Here is a 17,970-nt window from a genome sequence, read left to right as displayed (position 1 = left end):
GGGTGAGGGGTAAGGTTTTAGTTATGCAGACTTACGGAACCTGCGGGTCAGTCGCTTCTCAATTTCGACGACGAAGAACATCACGCCTGCAACGGCCAGGGTCACAAACCAGTAGCGCAGCGGCAGGGCTTCGGTACCGAACAGCATCTGCATAAACGGCAGGTAGATAATCGCCGCCTGGAGCAGGAACAGCACGCCCGTCACCAGCCAGATCCCTTTGTTTGCCAGCAGACCACGGTTGAGGGAGAACCCTTCGGTGTTGCGGCAGTTAATCATGTATACCCACTGGGCGCAGACCAGCATCTGCAGCAGCACGGTGCGGATGAACTCCGCGCTGTGGCCGCGCGGGGCGAGCCAGGCTTCCAGCGCAAAGGCGGCGATGGCAATCATGGTACCGACGAAGGCCACGCGCCAGACGGCGTAGGCGTCCATCACGTGCTGCCCGGTCTGACGCGGCGGGCGGCGCATGATGTTGCGCTCGGCAGCTTCGAAGGCCAGGCCAAAGGAGAGCGTGGCTGAGGTGGCCATGTTCATCCACAGAATCAGCACCGGCGTCAGCGGAATAATGTTCCCCGCCAGCAGCGCAATCACAATCAGCAGCCCCTGCGCCAGGTTGGTCGGCATGATGAACAGGATGGTCTTCTTCAGGTTGTCGTAAACGCGACGCCCCTCTTTCACCGCGCTGGCGATGGTGGCGAAGTTATCGTCCGTAAGGACCATATCCGCCGCCTCTTTGGTCACTTCCGTGCCCTTGATGCCCATCGCGATGCCCACGTCCGCCTGACGCAGCGCCGGGGCGTCGTTTACGCCGTCGCCGGTCATGCCAACGATTTCGCCTTTGTCCTGCAGCGCTTTCACCAGGCGCAGCTTATGCTCCGGGCTGGTACGGGCGAAGATGTCATACTTCACCGCGGCTTCCGCCAGCGCGGCGTCGTCCATCTTCTCCAGCTCGTAGCCGGTGACCGCCTGCTCGCTGTTGGCGATCCCCAGCATCTGGCCGATGCTCATCGCCGTCTGCGGGTGATCCCCGGTGATCATCTTCACGCGGATCCCCGCCTGCTGGCAGGCGTTAATCGCGTCAATCGCTTCCGGACGCGGCGGATCCATCATCCCGGCGATGCCGAGGAAGATCAGGCCGTGGCTCAGGTCATCGTGCGTCAGTTCCTGCTCGCCGTTCGCCGGCTTGAACGCCGCGGCGACCATGCGCAGCCCCTGACGCGCATAGCGCTCCATCTCACTTTCCCAGTACGTGCGGTTGAAGGGTTCCGCACCGTGACGGGTCTGCTGCTGCGAACACAGGGCAAAAATCACGTCCGGCGCGCCGGTGATCAGGATCTGCTCCTCGCTGCCAATCTGGTAGTGGGTGCTCATGTACTTGTACTGCGAGTCGAACGGGATCTTGTTAACCAGCGTGGTCATTACCGGCTCAAGGCTGGCCTTCGCCGCCAGCACCTTCAGCGCGCCCTCGGTCGGCCCACCGGTGATGCCCCACAGGCCGCGCTCGTCCTGAATCAGCTGGCTGTCGTTACACAGGTCGATGGTACGCAGGTACTGCTCCAGCACGGTGCCCGGCTGGATGTGGACCGGCTCGTCGCTACCTTCCAGATAGATGTTGCCTACCGGCTCGTAGCTGTTGCCGTCCACGCGGTAGCAGGCGTCGGCGGTGATGATCGCTTTAACCGTCATCTCGTTCATGGTCAGGGTGCCGGTTTTATCCGAGCAGACCACGGTCATCGCGCCGAGCGTTTCAACCGTCGGCAGCTTGCGGATAATCGCCCGCTTGCGCGCCATCGCCTGCACGCCCAGCGAAAGGATGATGGAGATAATGGCCGGCAGACCTTCCGGTACGGAGGCCACCGCCAGGCTAATCAGGGAGAGCAGGAGCTCGCCCATCGGGATCTCGCGGAACGCCAGGCTGAAGACAAACAGCGCGGCCATCATCGCCAGAATAATCACGAAAATCGCTTTACCCAGCTTGTCCATCTGCACCAGCAGCGGCGTACGGTGCTTTTCGATACCCGCCATCATCTGGTTGATGTGGCCGAGTTCCGTATCTTTACCGGTCGCGGTGACCACACCGATACCGCCGCCCGCGCTGACGGTCGTCCCGGAGAAGACCATGTTGGTGCGATCGCCCAGCGGTAATTCCCCGCTAAGTGGATTAACGTGTTTATCCACCACGGTGGATTCACCGGTCAGAATCGCCTCTTCCACGCGTAAATTATGCGCTTCGATTAAACGCATATCCGCCGGAATACGATCCCCCGCGCGTAATACAATAATATCGCCCGGGACGATTTCAGTTGTGGGGATTGTTTCGTGACTGCCGTTACGAATAACGCGCGCCTCGCTGGCGAGCATATTACGAATACTCTTCAGGGATTTTTCCGCGTTGCTTTCCTGAATATGACCAATTAGGGCATTGATTACCGCGACGCCCAAAATAACCAGCGTATCAACCCAGTGGCCCATTACTGCCGTTAATACGGCGGCGGCCAGCAGGACATAAATCAGCACATCATTAAAATGGGCTAAGAAACGCAGCCAGGCGGGTTTGCCTTTTTTCTCCGGCAGCGCGTTCGGACCTGTTTTTTGCAGACGCGCCTGCGCCTCTGCACGGTCCAGACCGCTTGCCTGGCTCTGCGCATGTGCAAGAGCCTGCTCTACGGTCTGCTGGTATGCCAGCCCGCCGGAAGGCGGCACGTTAGGAGTCAATTTTTTTTCAGTCATCGTATTTTTCCTTCAATTTCCGGTGAACAGAAGCCTGAATTCCTTTCGGGCTTAAATAAATTCATTTTAAAGTCTTGCGGGTAAAATTGATCTACCGCAATATAATGACTTCTCGGTTATTCAAAACTGATTAAAACTATTTCGATGATCTGATTTTTACAAAATATTTCTAAACCAAAACTAAACGAGGGGGAACCATGTGGGGTATTTATCGCTGGCGCAGACTGGTGTTATACGTTATCGCGGCCATTGTTATTGCCACGTTAATTGGTTATAGCACCTATACATTTGTAAAATTATTTTCCTGATACGGACGTTTATTTACATAACGCGATATTAATATAAACGCCGGGTCGTATGTTGTTATTTGTGCGCAGTAATAATGTCTTTGTTTTATTCAAAAGGGTCAGCGGGGCTGATATTGCTTTACGTTACAGAATGCCGGACAATGACATTTTTAACTGACGATTAACATTACGATGAAACACCCGCTAGAATCGCTGCTCACCGCAGGCGGCATTTTATTACTGGCCCTGCTTTCGTGCCTGCTGCTCCCGGCGCCTTCGCTTGGGCTGGTGCTGGCGCAGAAGCTGGTTCAGACCTTTCACATGGTCGATCTTAACCAGCTTTACACCATTCTGTTCTGCGTGTGGTTTTTACTGCTCGGGGCGATTGAATTCTTCGTGCTGCGTTTCGTCTGGCGACGGTGGTTTTCCCTGGCATCCTGATCCCATAAAAAAGCCGGGTGGCGGCTTCGCCTGGCCCGGCTTGTTTTGGTTTGCGTTCAATGCGTCCGGCTGTGGTTCTCCTTGCGGTACGCTCCAGGCGGCTGGTTGAACGTACGGGTGAAGATACGGGTAAACGTCTGCTGCGAGTCAAACCCGTAACGCAGGCAGATGTCGTACACCCGGGCGTCGGATTCTCGCAGATCGCGCGCCGCCAGCAGCAGCTTACGTTCACGAATATAACGCCCCAGACTCTCCCCTTTGTACTGCATAAATAGCCGCTGCAGGTGCCATTTCGAGTAACCCGCGTGGCGGGCAATCTCTTCAATTCGTAATGGCTGGTGCAGATTGTCGTCGATCCATTCGACGATAGTGTCGATGACTTGAGCGGAAATGGTCATACTGCTGTCCCCCTCTGCTTCTCGCTTAAACATTATTCCCACCACGCACGAAAGGTTTGTGCGCTGTCGCTTACCCGGACGGGCTCGCCCAGTTCCGGCGTCAGCAACCGATAATTTTTATCCTTGCTGGCTTTTGCCAGCTGGATCAGCGGATCGTTCCAGGCGTGTTTCGCCAGCACGAAGCGTCCGTTATGCCCCGGCACCACGGCTTTCGCGTTCAGGTCCGCCGAGGCCTGCGCCGTTTCCTCCGGCAGCATGTGGATGTACTTCCAGTCCTGGTCGTACTGGCCGTTTTCCATGATGGCGACGTCCACTTCGCCAAACTGTTCACCGATGGCCTTGAAGTGCGGGCCGTAACCGGAATCCCCGCTGTAGTAAACCTTCTGCTCTGGCGTGACGAACATGAAGCTGCCCCACAGGGTGCGATCGCGTTTGATGCCGCGACCGGAGAAGTGACGCGCTGGCAGAACGTGCACCGTCAATTCATCGCTGATGCTTACCGACTGGTTCCAGTCGCGCTCGTCAATAATCTCGGACTTCATCCCCCAGTAGCGCAGGTGGGATCCTACGCCCAGCGGCGTCACCACGCGCTTTACCTTCGGCAGTAGCGCCCTGATGGTGGCGTAATCCAGATGATCGTAGTGATCGTGCGAGATAATCAGCAGGTCGATCTCCGGCATGCGTTCAGCGCGCCACGGATACTCCCCGGCAAAGGCCTTATTGAGGAACGAAAACGGCGCGGCATAGTTGCCAAGAACCGGGTCAATCAGGATGCGTTTACCCGCGAGCTGCAGATACCACGATGAGTGACCGAGCCACACCAGGGTGTCCTGCTCCAGCGGCAGGCTCGCAAGATCGGTTTTCACCAGCGGCAGCGGCCGGGTCGGGCGGGCGTTTTCGGTTTTTTTGGTCAGAAACTCCCACATCGCGACCAGCATATTTTTGTCACCGTTATAACCCGGCGTCGGCAGCGTATTGTGGAATTTCCCCTCGCGATACTGTGGGGAGGCCTCCACTTCAGTAAGTCGTTCACCCTGCGGCGGCTGGCCGAATCCGGCATTCAGAACAAACGGTAAACTCGCGGCTGAAGCAATAATCATGATTAACACCACGCAGATGAAGAGAGTTTTTTTCATATCCTGACCCGAAAACGCGCCCCATCCGATAGCATGCGCAGGGTAAACTTGATTATGAGTGAGTAAGCACTCATTATAGATGTGATGATAAAGTCGTCAAGACGTTTTCGATCTTTGACATTCCGCGTTGCAGCGTGTCAAAGCACGTGTTTCAATCAAGGTTTTTATAATTGACAGGAGGAAAAATTTAGTGGCACGTCCGAAGAGTGAAGATAAAAAACAGGCCTTACTGGAAGCCGCAACGGTGGCGTTTGCACAGTCAGGTATTGCCGCCTCAACGGCGCTTATTGCCCGTAAGGCGGGCGTCGCCGAAGGCACCCTGTTCCGCTACTTTGCTACGAAAGACGATCTGCTGAATGCCCTCTATCTGCACCTGAAGCAGGATCTCTGCCAGACCATGCTGGCAAACCTCGATCGCACCATCACGCTGCCTAAAGAACATACCCGCAATATCTGGAACAGCTATGTGGACTGGGGTATTCGTAACCCCGTTGCGCATGCGGCGATCCGCCAGATTGGCGTCAGTGAAAAGCTGAGCACCGAAACGGAACAGGCGGTGAAAGAGATGTTCCCGGAGCTGCATGAACTCTGCCGCCGCTCGGTGCGTCAGGTGTTTATGTCTGATGAGTTTAAAACGTTTGGCGATGCGCTTTTCTTATCGCTGGCCGAAAGCACGATGGAATTTGCCACCCGCGATCCGTCCCGCGCCGTTGAGTTTAAAGCGCTCGGCTTTGAGGTAATGTGGCGCGGGCTTGCCCAGGAAGAGAGCGATGGACAGTAAAACGTTGCAGGAGCACGCAAAACGCGTGGCGCTGGAGCTGCCGTTTACCGAACACTGCTGGCCGTTCGGGCCGGAGTTTGACGTGTTTAAAGTGGGTGGAAAAATTTTCATGATTGTGGCCGTCGCGCACGGGCGGCCGCACGTCAGCCTGAAGTCAGACCCGGAGAAATCGCTGTTAAATCAGCAGATTTATCGCGGCGTTGAACCGGGCTATCACCTCAACAAAAAGCACTGGATTTCCCTTTACGGCACTGAAGACGTGACGCCGGAACTGGTTACCGATCTCATTAATGATTCCTGGCATCTGGTGGTGGATAAACTGCCGAAAAAAGACCAGAAGTGGATCCGGCCGGTCTGATTGTTCGTCTGAGACGAACAGATTAAGCGCTCGAATTGCCCTTATCTTTTTCCGAGTCCCGCTGTAATCTGCTCACCTTTCGCGCCCGCACGCGGGCGAATTTCATCATCAGGAGTTGTTATGGATATCATTTCTGTTGCGCTGAAACGCCACTCCACCAAGGCGTTCGACGCAAGCAAAAAACTGACCGCTGAAGAAGCGGAAAAAATCAAAACCCTGCTGCAGTACAGCCCGTCAAGCACCAACTCCCAGCCGTGGCACTTCATCGTGGCCAGCACCGAGGAAGGAAAAGCGCGCGTGGCGAAATCCGCTGCGGGCACCTATGTGTTCAACGAACGCAAAATGCTGGATGCCTCTCACGTGGTGGTGTTCTGCGCGAAAACCGCGATGGACGATGCATGGCTGGAGCGCGTTGTCGACCAGGAAGAGGCCGATGGCCGTTTCAACACGCCGGAAGCTAAAGCCGCGAACCATAAGGGCCGCACCTACTTCGCCGACATGCACCGCGTGGATCTGAAAGATGACGACCAGTGGATGGCGAAGCAGGTTTACCTGAACGTCGGTAACTTCCTGCTGGGCGTTGCTGCGCTGGGCCTGGACGCAGTACCGATTGAAGGTTTCGACGCCGCGATCCTCGACGAAGAGTTTGGCCTGAAAGAGAAGGGCTTCACCAGCCTGGTGGTGGTGCCGGTTGGGCATCACAGCGTGGAAGATTTCAACGCCACGCTGCCAAAATCTCGCCTGCCGCTGAGCACGATTGTGACCGAGTGCTGATCCCTTCTGGCACGTCGGGTTCCGGCGTGCCTGCTTTCAGTGACGCTTTCTTTGGGTTATGATTCTTCCTTCGATAAAGTTCACAAATACCCCCAGCAATTTGTAACAGCATAGAAATACTTATTCATAAAATCCATCATATATTTTTTATATTATATTTTTTCCGTAATCCTTTTTTTATTAATGCATATCAATACTCCCCTTTAGTTTCATAAACACCACGAATCCATTGCGCAAAATTCAAACAAATCAATTTAGTTTTATCACTAAAGGCACACCGTAATAAAAAGACATATTGAAATAAATAATTACATGTCTTTTAAAGGATTTTTGATTTCGCATGATTCCATTTAAAACCCATTTTAACACACGATGGGCGTTATTATTTCAAGGAATACAAGGATAGAGATATGAAAAATAAATGTGCAGTAAGCACCCACCTCACACGTCAGGTTTTGCACGCCAAACTCGCGCCGACCTGTTTCGCTACTATGTTAGCTCTGGGCATGATCATGCCTGTTCACGCTGCCGTTGTTGCAGGAAATATGGAACAACCCGGTATCCACACTAATTCAAACGGTACAACGATTGTTGATATTAATAAAGCCAGCGCAGAAGGTGTCTCTCATAACGTTTACTCTGAATTTAATGTTGACACTCACGGTGTTATTCTTAATAACAGTGGCGCGGCGTCTAACACTCAGCTAGCAGGTATGATTGATGGCAATACAAATATGGCAAGCGGTAGCGCAAAAGTTATTCTAAATGAAGTACGCTCTTCCGACCCAAGCCAGTTAAATGGCATGATTGAAGTCGCTGGAAAATCTGCTCAGGTTATTATTGCTAACCCATCCGGGATTACCTGTGATGGATGCGGTTTTATTAATACGAATCACGCGACCTTAACCACCGGTACCGCCAATTTTGATGCAAACGGTAATGTAACAGGACTGGATATTAGCAAAGGCGAGGTTAACATTACCGGAAAAGGTATGGATACCCGCGCGGTTCAATATACAGACATTATCTCCCGGTCAGTCAAAGTTAACGCGAAGCTGCAGGCCAATGAGCTGAATATTATCACGGGTAACAACCATATTGATAAAAAGGGTCGAGTTCAGAAAAGATATGATGACAGCAAAGCTCCCGAATTAGCACTAGATGTATCTGCGCTGGGTTCAATGTATGCCAATAAAATCTTTATGGAAGGTACGGATACCGGTGTCGGCGTTCGTCTTGACCATACCGATCTTACCGCAAACGACACGCTTTCGATCGACGTTAATGGTACCGTCGAAAACAATGGCGGCCATGTGAATGCTGGAAACGCGGCAATGATCAAGGGTACCAGCGTAATAAACCATAACGGTCAAATTACCTCCGACGGCGTTGTCTCCATCACAGCAGATGAAATGGTTGATAACAGCCATGGCCTTATCAAAGCGGATATGGTTAACCTGGCGGGTAAAACTACTCTCAACACAGCCGGCTCCGTACAGGGAAATGCCAGCACCCTGGTGATGGCTGATTCACTGGATAATGCGCAGGGGGAAATACTCAGTAATGGCGACCTGTCTGTTCAACGCGCGTCTTATGGCTATAGTAATTCGGACGCCCGTGGCATAAACAATACTCATGGCAAGATTGTCGCGAAGGGTGCTCTTAGCGTAGATACCACCAACCTCGATAATACATCTGGACAGCTCGCCAGTAACGCGTCAATGAACGTAACTACCCGCGCGCTAAACAACGAAAATGGGCTGATCTCAGCCGGTAATGGCTGGAATACGCTCAGCGCCAATGTACTCAATAACAATGATGGTATTATTCAGTCCTTTGGTCACGATGGCCAACTGCAGTTGAGTGGCGACGATCTGCTTTCTAACCATAATGGGTCTATTCATAGTGAAGGTTCACTTTCCATAAATGGCGCACTGGATAATAGCTCGGGTGCCATCACCGCTGACAATGATATTTTCATGTATGCAAGGGCCTATAGCTCTGACCTCAACAGCACACTTCGGGCAGGTCATAATATTGATATGACCGTTACCGGTACGTTCCAGAATGCAGGGACTATCGCTGCTGGCCAGGACCTGGCTTTGAACATTGGTTCGAATGGCTGGAATAATTACGCTGGTCCAGTGACCAATAGCGGTAATATTACTGCAAAGGGTCATCTTGCAATTCAGATGAACAGCAGCGTACTGGAAAATAGCGGTACCTTGACTGCCGATCAGATGGATCTTCAGCTGTCCGATCTGAATAACAGTGGTTCCATTGCAAGTAAAAACGACATCAATTTAAACCTAAATAATCTGAATAATCTGCGCAGCGGAGACATCAAGTCCGACCGTAACATCACAATCAATGCCTCAGCTGTGACTACAGAAGCGGGCAGCCAGATCCAGGCAGGAGGTGACACCACACTTTACCTGATGAATAACCTGCAAAACGATGGTGAAATCCGCTCTGCGAATGATATCAACATGTTCATTTCCGGCGGCTACGGCTACTATCCGTCTTCAGTTTATAACACAGGTGTTATCAGCGCTGGCAATAAGCTGAATGCTCAGATGGAACGGATCAACCTTATCAACGGAGGAACACTGTCGGCAGAAAATGGTATCAATGTCACCAGCAACTCTTTGACGAATAGCGGTAACATAACCAGTGCCAATGATGTTCAGTTAAACACTTACAATGGTATAAGTAACGAAAAGAGTGGAATTATCACTGGCAAGTATGTCCGAACCACTGGTTTCGTAAATAACATGGGAGTAATTAATCAGACTGGCGCTGACAATCCGAACAATGATGTAATTACACCTGATAGTAACAATACTTCCACCGACAACTCCGGCTTTATTAATGATAATAACAGCTGGAATGGAAATAATATGAATAATAGCATCAGCTATAATTCAATTAAACCAAACGGCACCCCCGAGGGTAATGGTGTTTGGGAAAATGGCATGGTCTTTTATCCTGGCGATACCTACTTCGGCAGAACCATTACTGAAATAGTCTATTTCCCTGGCGGATATGGCATTAACACCGCTATGTAATAATTCATGACTCTCAAAGCCCCATTTTAGTTATGGGGCTTTTTATTTCTTTAAACCAGGGTTAAACATCCTCAGAATATCTGAAGCCAATAACATGATTATCTCTTACCCTCGTCTCGCCGTCGTTTTAGCGTCGCTCCTCGTAACGTCGCCCTGTTACGTAAAGGCTGAGTCTGCGACCACTCAGCAACAGGATCAGGCCAGGCATGACCAGCTTGCGCCTCAAAGTAAGTCGCTACTTTCTGCAGAAGGAACGCGCGCAAGTGATACATTGATTCTGACCAAAGAAGCTGTTTGCTATGATATCCAGCACGTCGTTATTGATGGCGCAGAGTCACTTCCACATTGGCTGACTTTTCGCGATCTCATAAAGCAAACAGAAAAACAGTGTGTTGGTATCAGGGGTATTAAAAACCTTCATACTGCGATGCAGAATCGCCTGATTTCTCATGGATTTATTACTACTCGCATATTAGTGCCCACGCAGAATTTACGTAATGGTATTTTGCATTTTACAATTCTGCCTGGCCGCATCAGCGAAATAGACATAAAAGAGTTAAACGGTCATTCTTTAAATGCGTGGAACAACATTCCGGAAGGCCAAAACGATCTTCTCGATTTACGAGGGCTGGAGCAAGGCTTAGAGAATATGCAGCGCATACCCGGCACTCAGGCGAGTATACGTTTGCTACCGGGCAATCGACCCGGGGATACACATATTGAAGTGACCCGCACACAGCCACAATCATGGCGCCTGGGCTCCTGGTTTGATGATTCAGGCAGTAAACACACCGGCCGTTATCAGGGAGGGCTCGCTTTTTATCTTGATAACCCAACTTCATTAAATGACATGTTTTACATTGCTTATGGTGGTGGGTTCAAAAATGAAGATGGACGTCGCAACGATAACAGCTCGGCCTTTTATTCTGTTCCATTGGGATACTGGTCGCTTGACCTTTATGCCAGCCATTATCGTTCCACGCAAACTCTCCGCAACGGTGAATTTCGCTACCAGTACAGCAGCGACGAAAAATTAATGACGGCTGTCCTTAACCGCGTGATCTTCCGCAGCGCCAGTCAGAAAACCACGCTGGCTTTTAAAACGATCAAGCGTGACTCACGCTATGACCTTAATGACGTGGAAGTGGAAGTACAGCATCGGGATACCAGCAGCTGGCAGTTAAGCCTGAATAACATTGCCTATTTTTCAGCGGGTCAACTTACGACCAGTTTCGGATACCAGCATGCGGCTCCGTGGTTTGGCGAACAACCTGATGCAGAAGAACTGGTGGGCAGCGCTGATCCACTGGCAAGGATCCTTACGCTTAAAGTTGATGGGGTCTTCCCTTTCAAACTGGCCGGAAATGCTTTTAGCTACGAGCCGCATTTTATGCAGCAAACGTCACCAGATCGGCTCACCCAACCGGATAAGTTCACTATTGGCAACCGCTGGACTGTGCGAGGGTTTGATGGAGAAATGTCGATCTATGCGGATAAGGGCTGGTATCTACGCAATGACATTGATCTTAACCTGCCAAAGTGGGGGATGCAGCCCTATATTGGCGTGGATTACGGTGAGGTTAGCGGCTCTGAAAATGATTACTGGAGTGGCGCACACCTTGCCGGGGCAGTGGCTGGCATTCGAGGCGTCAAAGGTCAATTTGGCTATGACTTTTTCATCGGTACCCCGCTTTCAAAGCCAGATGAACTGCATACCAGTCCCGTCACGCTGGGTGTTTCGCTCCAGTGGCAATACTGATGCCTGACCGCCCGCTCGAGACATATCAGGATCAATCACTCCCTGAGAGGGTTAAAACGTGTTTTTACCCTCTTCAGGCTACTCGTTTGCGCAGCGATGTTCACCTCTGCTGTAATCTGAACACCACTGGCAGCTTAACCTATTACCGCAACACCTTATGCGGAAAGTGTTTACAGTCAAAATATAAATATCACTTCGCCCATAATTCTGACTTGCTAATAGCCGATCCCGACACGTTATCTTCTCTATGTTTTTGTCCTTTGTTATCCTCAGCGTTTTAAGGACGGTTTATTTTCATCAGTAATGATCTTAGCAACTCGCAGGAATATGTAATTTGCGTTCTACACACTCAGTTATTTTGATTAAATGCAAGCACTCCCAGGAATAATACAAAATCATGAAACCTGAAAATGAAGAAAAAAGAATAATTGCAGCAATTACAAATCCACACCGTGTCCGACAAGCAGTTTCACGGCAAATAATCACTATGGAGAAATATCCCGAACCGATGACGCTGGTTATCCATGAGGGGATGCTGGCAGCCTATCGCACCAGAGGAAACTTGCTCATGAAATACTTTCAGGGCCCGATGTTAGTGGGTATGAACGCCCTGATGGACATGAATGCGAATTTCTATTTTAAAGCCTGCGGTGAGGTTAAATATGAAATCATTCCACGAAATGAAGTATTGAATATCATCGACCGGGAACGCCTCTGGAAAGAGGCTGCTCTACTCTATATGTTTGGAATCAAGCGACTCATTGAAATCAATAACGTCTCTGTAGGCCTGTCAACTTATGAGATAATACGAGAAAACATCATTGCATTAATAAATGAGAAAGACGATTTACGCCTGACAGTTAATGTCTGCGATTATATCCAGGAAAAAACACGTCTTTCGCGCAGCCGCGTCATGAAAATTCTGAGCGATCTGCGCATCGATGGTCATATAGACATTAAACGCGGCATACTTATAGCAGTGCATAAACTGCCAGAAAAGTACTAGTTAACACCTGGCGCGAAGCCACTCGCGGTGCTAAATCTTTTTTTTCTCCAGCCATGCCATCGCCCGCTCCCCTGCTTCATCCACCGGCAGATACACCAGCAGCCGCGAGCCGTTTCGCGGCGCGGAGTACCAGTACATCTGCTGCAGCGTAAAATCCCCCAACTCGGGATGGGTAAACAGCTTGAGCTGGTTCTCCACGCCGCGCACGTCGTTGCGCTGGTGCCACAGGGTTTTGAACTCTTCGGAGACCGCGAAGAAGCGCGCCAGTTTGGCCTCCCACAGCGGATCGCCCCGGTGTTCGGCCATCGCCGCCCGGAAATAGGAGACAAAGATGGGCAGCACGTCGTCGCGTCTGCCGAGGCGGGCGCGCCACGCCGGATGCGTGAGGAACAGATAAATACAGTTGCGATCTTCGGGAGGGATGTCATTGAAATCGACGCCCATCAGATGCCCGAAGCTGTCGTTCCACGCCACGATATCGAAGTTCGGTTTCTGAATGCTGGCGGGTTTCGGCATCAGCGTATCCAGCAGGCGGCGCGTGCCTTCGCTGATGCCCTCGCAGCAGACCGCCTGCGGCGCTTCACCCGGCGGTAAGCCGGCTAATACAAACAGGTGCCGGGCTTCAGTTGGGGTACATTGCAGCGCTTTTGCCACGGCCGCCATCACCGCGCTGGACGGATTGACGTCCCTGCCCTGCTCAAGCCAGGTGTACCAGGTCACGCCCACGTCCGCGAGCATCGCCACCTCTTCCCGACGAAGACCCGGCGTGCGGCGGCGGCCGCTGCGCGGCAGGCCGAGACGCTGCGGATCGAGGCTTTCACGCCGGGCGCGTAAAAATGCCCCGAGCTGTTTTCGGGTGTCATCCTGAAGTGAGACGACAGGTTCAGACATCAGCGCCATAAATCCCCCTGCATGGTAGTGCCAGTACCAGTATAAGCAAGAACTGGTACCCGTTTATTTGATGGTAGATGCTACGACCATCTGTTGAATGACGCAATGGAGTTACCATGAATACGTCAGTTGTTTCACCGGGCCGCGCTGGCCTGATATTGCTGCTAACTGGCCAGATGCTGCCGATGATTGATACCTCAATCACCAACGTGGCGCTGGACGCCATCACCCATTCGCTGCACGCTACCGCCACCGAGCTGGAGCTGATTGTGGCCCTTTACGGTGTGGCCTTCGCCGTCTGCCTGGCGCTCGGCAGCAAGCTGGGGGATAACTTTGGCCGTCGGCGTCTGTTCATGTGGGGTGTAGCGAGCTTTGGCCTGGCCTCGCTGCTGTGCGGGATGGCGGGGAACATTGAACAGCTGCTGGCCGCGCGCATCGTTCAGGGCGCGGGTGCCGCACTGATCATGCCGCAAATTCTTGCCACGCTGCACGTAACGCTGAAAGGTACGGCCCATGCAAAAGCCATCAGCCTGTTCGGCGGTATCGGCGGGATTGCGTTTATCGTCGGGCAGATGGGCGGCGGCTGGCTGGTATCGGCGGATATCGCCGGGCTGGGCTGGCGAAACGCCTTCTTTATCAACGTGCCGATTTGTCTGGTGGTGCTGGCGCTAAGCCGCCGCTTCGTACCGGAAACCCGTCGTGAGACGCCGTCACGCATCGACTGGCCGGGTACAGTGTTGCTGGCCATAATGCTTTGCTGCCTGCTGTTTCCGATGGCGCTCGGCCCGCAGTGGCACTGGTCCTGGCCGCTGAAGGCGATGCTGCTCGCCCTTGTCCCGCTGGCCTGGCTGATGGCGCTGAATGCGCGCAAAAAAGAGCGTGAGAATGCTCACCCGCTGATCCCGCCGCGCCTGCTTTCGCTTCGCAGCGTGCGCTTTGGCATTCTGATTGCGATGCTCTTTTTCAGCGTCTGGTCCGGTTTTATGTTCTGTATGGCGCTCACCATGCAAACCGGTCTGGGGATGGCCCCATGGCAGTCCGGAAACAGTTTTATCGCCCTTGGCGTGACCTACTTTGTTTCGGCCTGGTTCGCGCCGCGGCTGATTGCCCGCTACAGCACCAGCACTATTCTGCTGACGGGTCTGGCAATCCAGATTACCGGCCTGCTGGCGCTGATGGCGACGTTCCGGCTGTGGGGCATGAACAACACCACCCTGACGCTGGCACCCGCCACCGGACTGGTGGGCTACGGGCAGGCGCTCATCGTGAACAGTTTCTACCGCATCGGGATGCGCGATATTCAGCCTGACGACGCCGGGGCAGCGAGCGCCATTCTCAGCACCCTGCAGCAGGCCGCGCTGGGGCTTGGCCCGGCCATTTTTGGCGCCATTTTGCTGCACGCGCTGCAGAACCATCACGGGGATTACACCCAGGCAGTTAACGTCTTCCTGATGGTGGAAACGGCGATGATGGTGGTGCTTGCCCTGGCGACGCTGCGCATCCGCCATCGCCTGTGTCTGCCGGTGGCGAAGATCTGCCAGGCCACCAAATAAGCCTGTGAATTTGCATAATAGATCCGCAGCCGCCATTATGGGGCTGCAAAAATACAGGAGACGTTATGCAGGAATTGATTGCTCAGGTTGAAGAGTTAGGCATTGAAATTAATCACACCACCTCTTTAGTGATTATCTTTGGTATTATTTTTCTTACCGCCATCATCGTTCATTTTATTCTGCACAAAGGCGTGCTTCGCGCATTCGAAAAACGCGCGCAGGCCAGCAGCCATTTATGGCTGCAGATCATCACCCAGAATAAATTATTTCACCGTCTGGCCTTTACCCTGCAGGGGATAATCGTCAACGTCCAGGCGGTACTGTGGCTGCAAAAAGGCAGCGAAGCGGCGGAAATACTCACCACCTGCGCGAAGCTGTGGGTGATGGTGTATGCCCTGCTCTCCTTCTTCTCGCTGCTGGACGTGATTTTCAATCTGTCGCAGAAAATGGCGACCGCGTCACAGCTGCCGCTGAAGGGGATCTTCCAGGGCATCAAGCTGGTGAGCGCCATCCTGGTGGGAATACTGATTATCTCCCTGCTGATTGGTCAGTCCCCGGCGATTCTGATCAGCGGTCTGGGCGCCATGGCCGCCGTTCTGATGCTGGTGTTTAAAGACCCGATACTGGGACTGGTGGCGGGGATTCAGCTTTCCGCCAACGACATGCTCAAGCTCGGTGACTGGCTGGAGATGCCGAAATACGGTGCCAACGGCACGGTGACGGACATCGGCCTGACCACCGTTAAGGTGCGAAATTTCGATAATACGATTACGACCATTCCGACGTGGGCGCTGGTCTCCGACGCCTTTATCAACTGGAGCGGCATGTCGGCCTCCGGCGGTCGACGCATTAAGCGCAGCCTGAGCATTGATACCACCAGCATTCATTTTCTCGACGAGCAGGAACAGCAGAAGCTCATTCAGGCGAAACTGCTTAAGCCCTATCTGGCCGCTCGACATGAGGAAATAAACCTGTGGAATCAGAAGAACGGTGAAGGAGAATCGGTATTAAACCTTCGCAAGATGACCAATATCGGCACCTTCCGCGCCTACCTGAACGAATATCTTCGCAACCACCCGCGCATTCGCAAAGATATGACGCTGATGGTGCGTCAGTTGGCGCCTGACGCGAATGGCTTGCCGATTGAAATATATGCCTTCACCAATACGGTGGTCTGGGCAGAATATGAGGAGATACAGGCCGACATCTTCGACCATATTTTCGCGGTGGTGGATGAATTTGGTTTGCGTATTCACCAGTCGCCGACGGGGAATGATATTCGCTCCCTGTCGGGGGTCATCGTCAGATAATCAGTTTCGGACACCTGGAGTGAAGGCAGGTGCGGTCTGGTGCCCTCACCCCAGCCCTCTCCCACGGGGAGAGGGTGAAAAGCAGATCACTTTTTTCGGGATAGCTTAAACGCCACAAACAGGAATATAACCCACACCGGCAGCAGCATCGCGGACAGGCGCATCTCATCCATGGTGCACATCAGCACCAGAATCAGCCCCAGGAAAGCGATACAGATATAGTTCCCCGCCGGGTAAAGGAGCGCTTTGAACTGCGTTTCGCGTCCCTTGCGGCGCATCGCGGCGCGAAAGCGCAGGTGCGCCAGGCAGATCATGATCCAGTTCAGCAGCAGCGTGGCGACAACCAGCGCCATCAGCAGGCCGAAGGCCTCTTTCGGCAGGAGGTAGTTGATCAGCACCACCAGCGACGTGATGGCCCCTGACAGCAACAAAGAGTTCACCGGCACGCCGCGACGGCTGACGCGGGTTAAAAAGCGCGGTGCGTTGCCCTGTACGGAGAGGCCAAACAGCATACGGCTGTTTGAGTAAACGCCGCTGTTATAGACCGACAGCGACGCCACCAGAATGACGAAATTCAGCGCAGAAGCGACCACGTTGCTGTTCAGATCGTGGAAAATCATCACGAACGGGCTGCTGTCGGACTTCACTTCCACCCACGGATAGAGGGCCAGCAAGACCACCAGCGAGCCGATGTAGAACAGCAGGATCCGATACACCACCTGGTTAACCGCTTTTGGAATGCTTTTATGCGGGTCGCGCGCTTCGGCGGCGGTAATGCCAATTAGCTCCAGCCCACCGAAGGAGAACATGATCACCGCCAGAGAGAGAATCAGCCCTTTCCAGCCGGTGGCGAGGAAGCCGCCGTGCTGCCACAGGTTGTCGATCGTGGCGCGCTCGCCGCCGTGGCCAGAGAACAGCAGCCACAGGCCAAAGCCGATCATGCCGATAATCGCCAGCACCTTGATCAGCGCAAACCAGAATTCGGTTTCGCCATACAGGCGGACGTTGACGAGGTTAACAGCGTTAATAATGATGAAGAAGGCCGCCGCCCAGACCCACGTCGGGACATCCGGCAGCCAGTACTGCATATAGATGCCTGCGGCGGTTAACTCCGCCATCCCCACCAGCACGAACATTACCCAGTAGTTCCAGCCGGACAGGAAGCCGGCAAACGGGCCCCAGTATTTATAAGCAAAGTGCGCGAAGGAGCCTGAAACCGGCTCTTCAACGACCATCTCGCCAAGCTGGCGCATGATCAGGAAGGCAATAATCCCGGCGATACCATAACCCAGCAGAACCGCCGGGCCAGCCATCTGAATAGCGGGGCCGATGCCGAGAAACAGCCCGGTACCGATTGCGCCGCCAAGGGCAATTAACTGAATATGTCGATTTTGCAACCCACGTTGCAGCGTCGGATTCTGATCCGACGAGGCTTCGGCGCTACCATGGCCTGAAGCGGATGACGCGTCTTTCACGTC

14 protein-coding genes are annotated in these 17,970 nt (G+C 53.0%); 9 read left to right on the top strand and 5 right to left on the bottom strand.

Features of this window, described 5'->3' with window-relative positions; all coding sequences use genetic code 11:
- Positions 1 to 21: 21 nt before the first annotated feature.
- Positions 22 to 2,730, bottom strand: a complete 2,709-nt coding sequence (locus LRM19_RS01445; RefSeq protein ID WP_271367028.1) for a cation-transporting P-type ATPase — start codon at positions 2,728 to 2,730, stop codon at positions 22 to 24.
- Between the two features lie 479 nt (positions 2,731 to 3,209).
- On the opposite strand from LRM19_RS01445, the gene LRM19_RS01440 reads away from it, so the two are divergent.
- On the top strand, positions 3,210 to 3,458 hold the full coding sequence (locus tag LRM19_RS01440) for a DUF1158 domain-containing protein (RefSeq protein ID WP_013097677.1): 249 nt from the start codon (positions 3,210 to 3,212) through the stop codon (positions 3,456 to 3,458).
- 56 nt (positions 3,459 to 3,514) lie between these two features.
- Here LRM19_RS01440 and LRM19_RS01435 read toward each other — a convergent pair whose 3' ends face one another.
- Together LRM19_RS01435 and LRM19_RS01430 are read right to left on the bottom strand one after the other, a co-directional pair.
- Positions 3,515 to 3,856: a RamA family antibiotic efflux transcriptional regulator gene (locus LRM19_RS01435; RefSeq protein ID WP_047650664.1), complete on the bottom strand. Its 342-nt coding sequence runs from the start codon at positions 3,854 to 3,856 to the stop codon at positions 3,515 to 3,517.
- Between the two features lie 32 nt (positions 3,857 to 3,888).
- A complete protein-coding gene (locus tag LRM19_RS01430) occupies positions 3,889 to 4,992 on the bottom strand; it encodes an MBL fold metallo-hydrolase (RefSeq protein WP_271367026.1) in 1,104 nt (367 codons plus the stop codon).
- A gap of 190 nt (positions 4,993 to 5,182) precedes the next feature.
- On the opposite strand from LRM19_RS01430, the gene LRM19_RS01425 reads away from it, so the two are divergent.
- The 6 genes from LRM19_RS01425 (at position 5,183) to LRM19_RS01400 (ending at position 12,738) form a co-directional block, all read left to right on the top strand.
- Positions 5,183 to 5,773: a TetR/AcrR family transcriptional regulator gene (locus LRM19_RS01425; protein WP_133293937.1), complete on the top strand. Its 591-nt coding sequence runs from the start codon at positions 5,183 to 5,185 to the stop codon at positions 5,771 to 5,773.
- A complete protein-coding gene (locus LRM19_RS01420) occupies positions 5,763 to 6,131 on the top strand; it encodes an MmcQ/YjbR family DNA-binding protein (protein WP_133293936.1) in 369 nt (122 codons plus the stop codon). The genes LRM19_RS01425 and LRM19_RS01420 overlap by 11 nt, the downstream gene beginning before the upstream one ends.
- A gap of 120 nt (positions 6,132 to 6,251) precedes the next feature.
- The gene (gene nfsB / locus LRM19_RS01415; RefSeq protein ID WP_021241586.1) at positions 6,252 to 6,905 is read left to right on the top strand and encodes an oxygen-insensitive NAD(P)H nitroreductase; all 654 of its coding nucleotides are present in this window, start codon (positions 6,252 to 6,254) and stop codon (positions 6,903 to 6,905) included.
- Positions 6,906 to 7,315: 410 nt separating this feature from the next.
- Complete coding sequence (locus LRM19_RS01410) at positions 7,316 to 9,973, top strand: filamentous hemagglutinin N-terminal domain-containing protein (protein WP_271367023.1); 2,658 nt, start codon at positions 7,316 to 7,318, stop codon at positions 9,971 to 9,973.
- A gap of 94 nt (positions 9,974 to 10,067) precedes the next feature.
- Positions 10,068 to 11,732, top strand: a complete 1,665-nt coding sequence (locus LRM19_RS01405) for a ShlB/FhaC/HecB family hemolysin secretion/activation protein (RefSeq protein ID WP_271367022.1) — start codon at positions 10,068 to 10,070, stop codon at positions 11,730 to 11,732.
- Between the two features lie 397 nt (positions 11,733 to 12,129).
- Positions 12,130 to 12,738: a helix-turn-helix domain-containing protein gene (locus tag LRM19_RS01400; protein ID WP_271367021.1), complete on the top strand. Its 609-nt coding sequence runs from the start codon at positions 12,130 to 12,132 to the stop codon at positions 12,736 to 12,738.
- Positions 12,739 to 12,768: 30 nt separating this feature from the next.
- Here the strand turns inward: LRM19_RS01400 and LRM19_RS01395 are convergent, their stop codons facing one another.
- Entirely contained in the window at positions 12,769 to 13,638 is an 870-nt protein-coding gene (locus tag LRM19_RS01395) for a helix-turn-helix transcriptional regulator (RefSeq protein ID WP_111963351.1), read from the bottom strand.
- A gap of 107 nt (positions 13,639 to 13,745) precedes the next feature.
- On the opposite strand from LRM19_RS01395, the gene LRM19_RS01390 reads away from it, so the two are divergent.
- Positions 13,746 to 15,182 (top strand): MFS transporter, encoded by a 1,437-nt coding sequence (locus LRM19_RS01390; RefSeq protein ID WP_271367019.1) that lies wholly within the window; start codon positions 13,746 to 13,748, stop codon positions 15,180 to 15,182.
- Positions 15,183 to 15,247: 65 nt separating this feature from the next.
- On the top strand, positions 15,248 to 16,492 hold the full coding sequence (locus LRM19_RS01385) for a mechanosensitive ion channel family protein (protein ID WP_115874409.1): 1,245 nt from the start codon (positions 15,248 to 15,250) through the stop codon (positions 16,490 to 16,492).
- Positions 16,493 to 16,578: 86 nt separating this feature from the next.
- Here the strand turns inward: LRM19_RS01385 and pheP are convergent, their stop codons facing one another.
- On the bottom strand, positions 16,579 to 17,967 hold the full coding sequence (gene pheP, locus LRM19_RS01380) for a phenylalanine transporter (protein WP_115874408.1): 1,389 nt from the start codon (positions 17,965 to 17,967) through the stop codon (positions 16,579 to 16,581).
- Positions 17,968 to 17,970: the final 3 nt, after the last annotated feature.

The organism is Enterobacter sp. PI-10, assembly GCF_027947695.1.
Classification (GTDB): Bacteria; Pseudomonadota; Gammaproteobacteria; order Enterobacterales; family Enterobacteriaceae; genus Enterobacter; species Enterobacter vonholyi.
This window is presented reverse-complemented; position numbering and strand designations above follow the sequence as displayed.

Coding starts and splice junctions, on each gene's coding strand:
- LRM19_RS01395 (WP_111963351.1), bottom strand. CDS start 13,638: ATGGCGCTGATGTCTGAACCTGTCGTCTCACTTCAGGATGACACCCGA.
- LRM19_RS01385 (WP_115874409.1), top strand. CDS start 15,248: ATGCAGGAATTGATTGCTCAGGTTGAAGAGTTAGGCATTGAAATTAAT.
- LRM19_RS01400 (WP_271367021.1), top strand. CDS start 12,130: ATGAAACCTGAAAATGAAGAAAAAAGAATAATTGCAGCAATTACAAAT.
- LRM19_RS01435 (WP_047650664.1), bottom strand. CDS start 3,856: ATGACCATTTCCGCTCAAGTCATCGACACTATCGTCGAATGGATCGAC.
- LRM19_RS01405 (WP_271367022.1), top strand. CDS start 10,068: ATGATTATCTCTTACCCTCGTCTCGCCGTCGTTTTAGCGTCGCTCCTC.
- LRM19_RS01430 (WP_271367026.1), bottom strand. CDS start 4,992: ATGAAAAAAACTCTCTTCATCTGCGTGGTGTTAATCATGATTATTGCT.
- nfsB (WP_021241586.1), top strand. CDS start 6,252: ATGGATATCATTTCTGTTGCGCTGAAACGCCACTCCACCAAGGCGTTC.
- LRM19_RS01410 (WP_271367023.1), top strand. CDS start 7,316: ATGAAAAATAAATGTGCAGTAAGCACCCACCTCACACGTCAGGTTTTG.
- LRM19_RS01390 (WP_271367019.1), top strand. CDS start 13,746: ATGAATACGTCAGTTGTTTCACCGGGCCGCGCTGGCCTGATATTGCTG.
- LRM19_RS01440 (WP_013097677.1), top strand. CDS start 3,210: ATGAAACACCCGCTAGAATCGCTGCTCACCGCAGGCGGCATTTTATTA.
- LRM19_RS01420 (WP_133293936.1), top strand. CDS start 5,763: ATGGACAGTAAAACGTTGCAGGAGCACGCAAAACGCGTGGCGCTGGAG.
- LRM19_RS01445 (WP_271367028.1), bottom strand. CDS start 2,730: ATGACTGAAAAAAAATTGACTCCTAACGTGCCGCCTTCCGGCGGGCTG.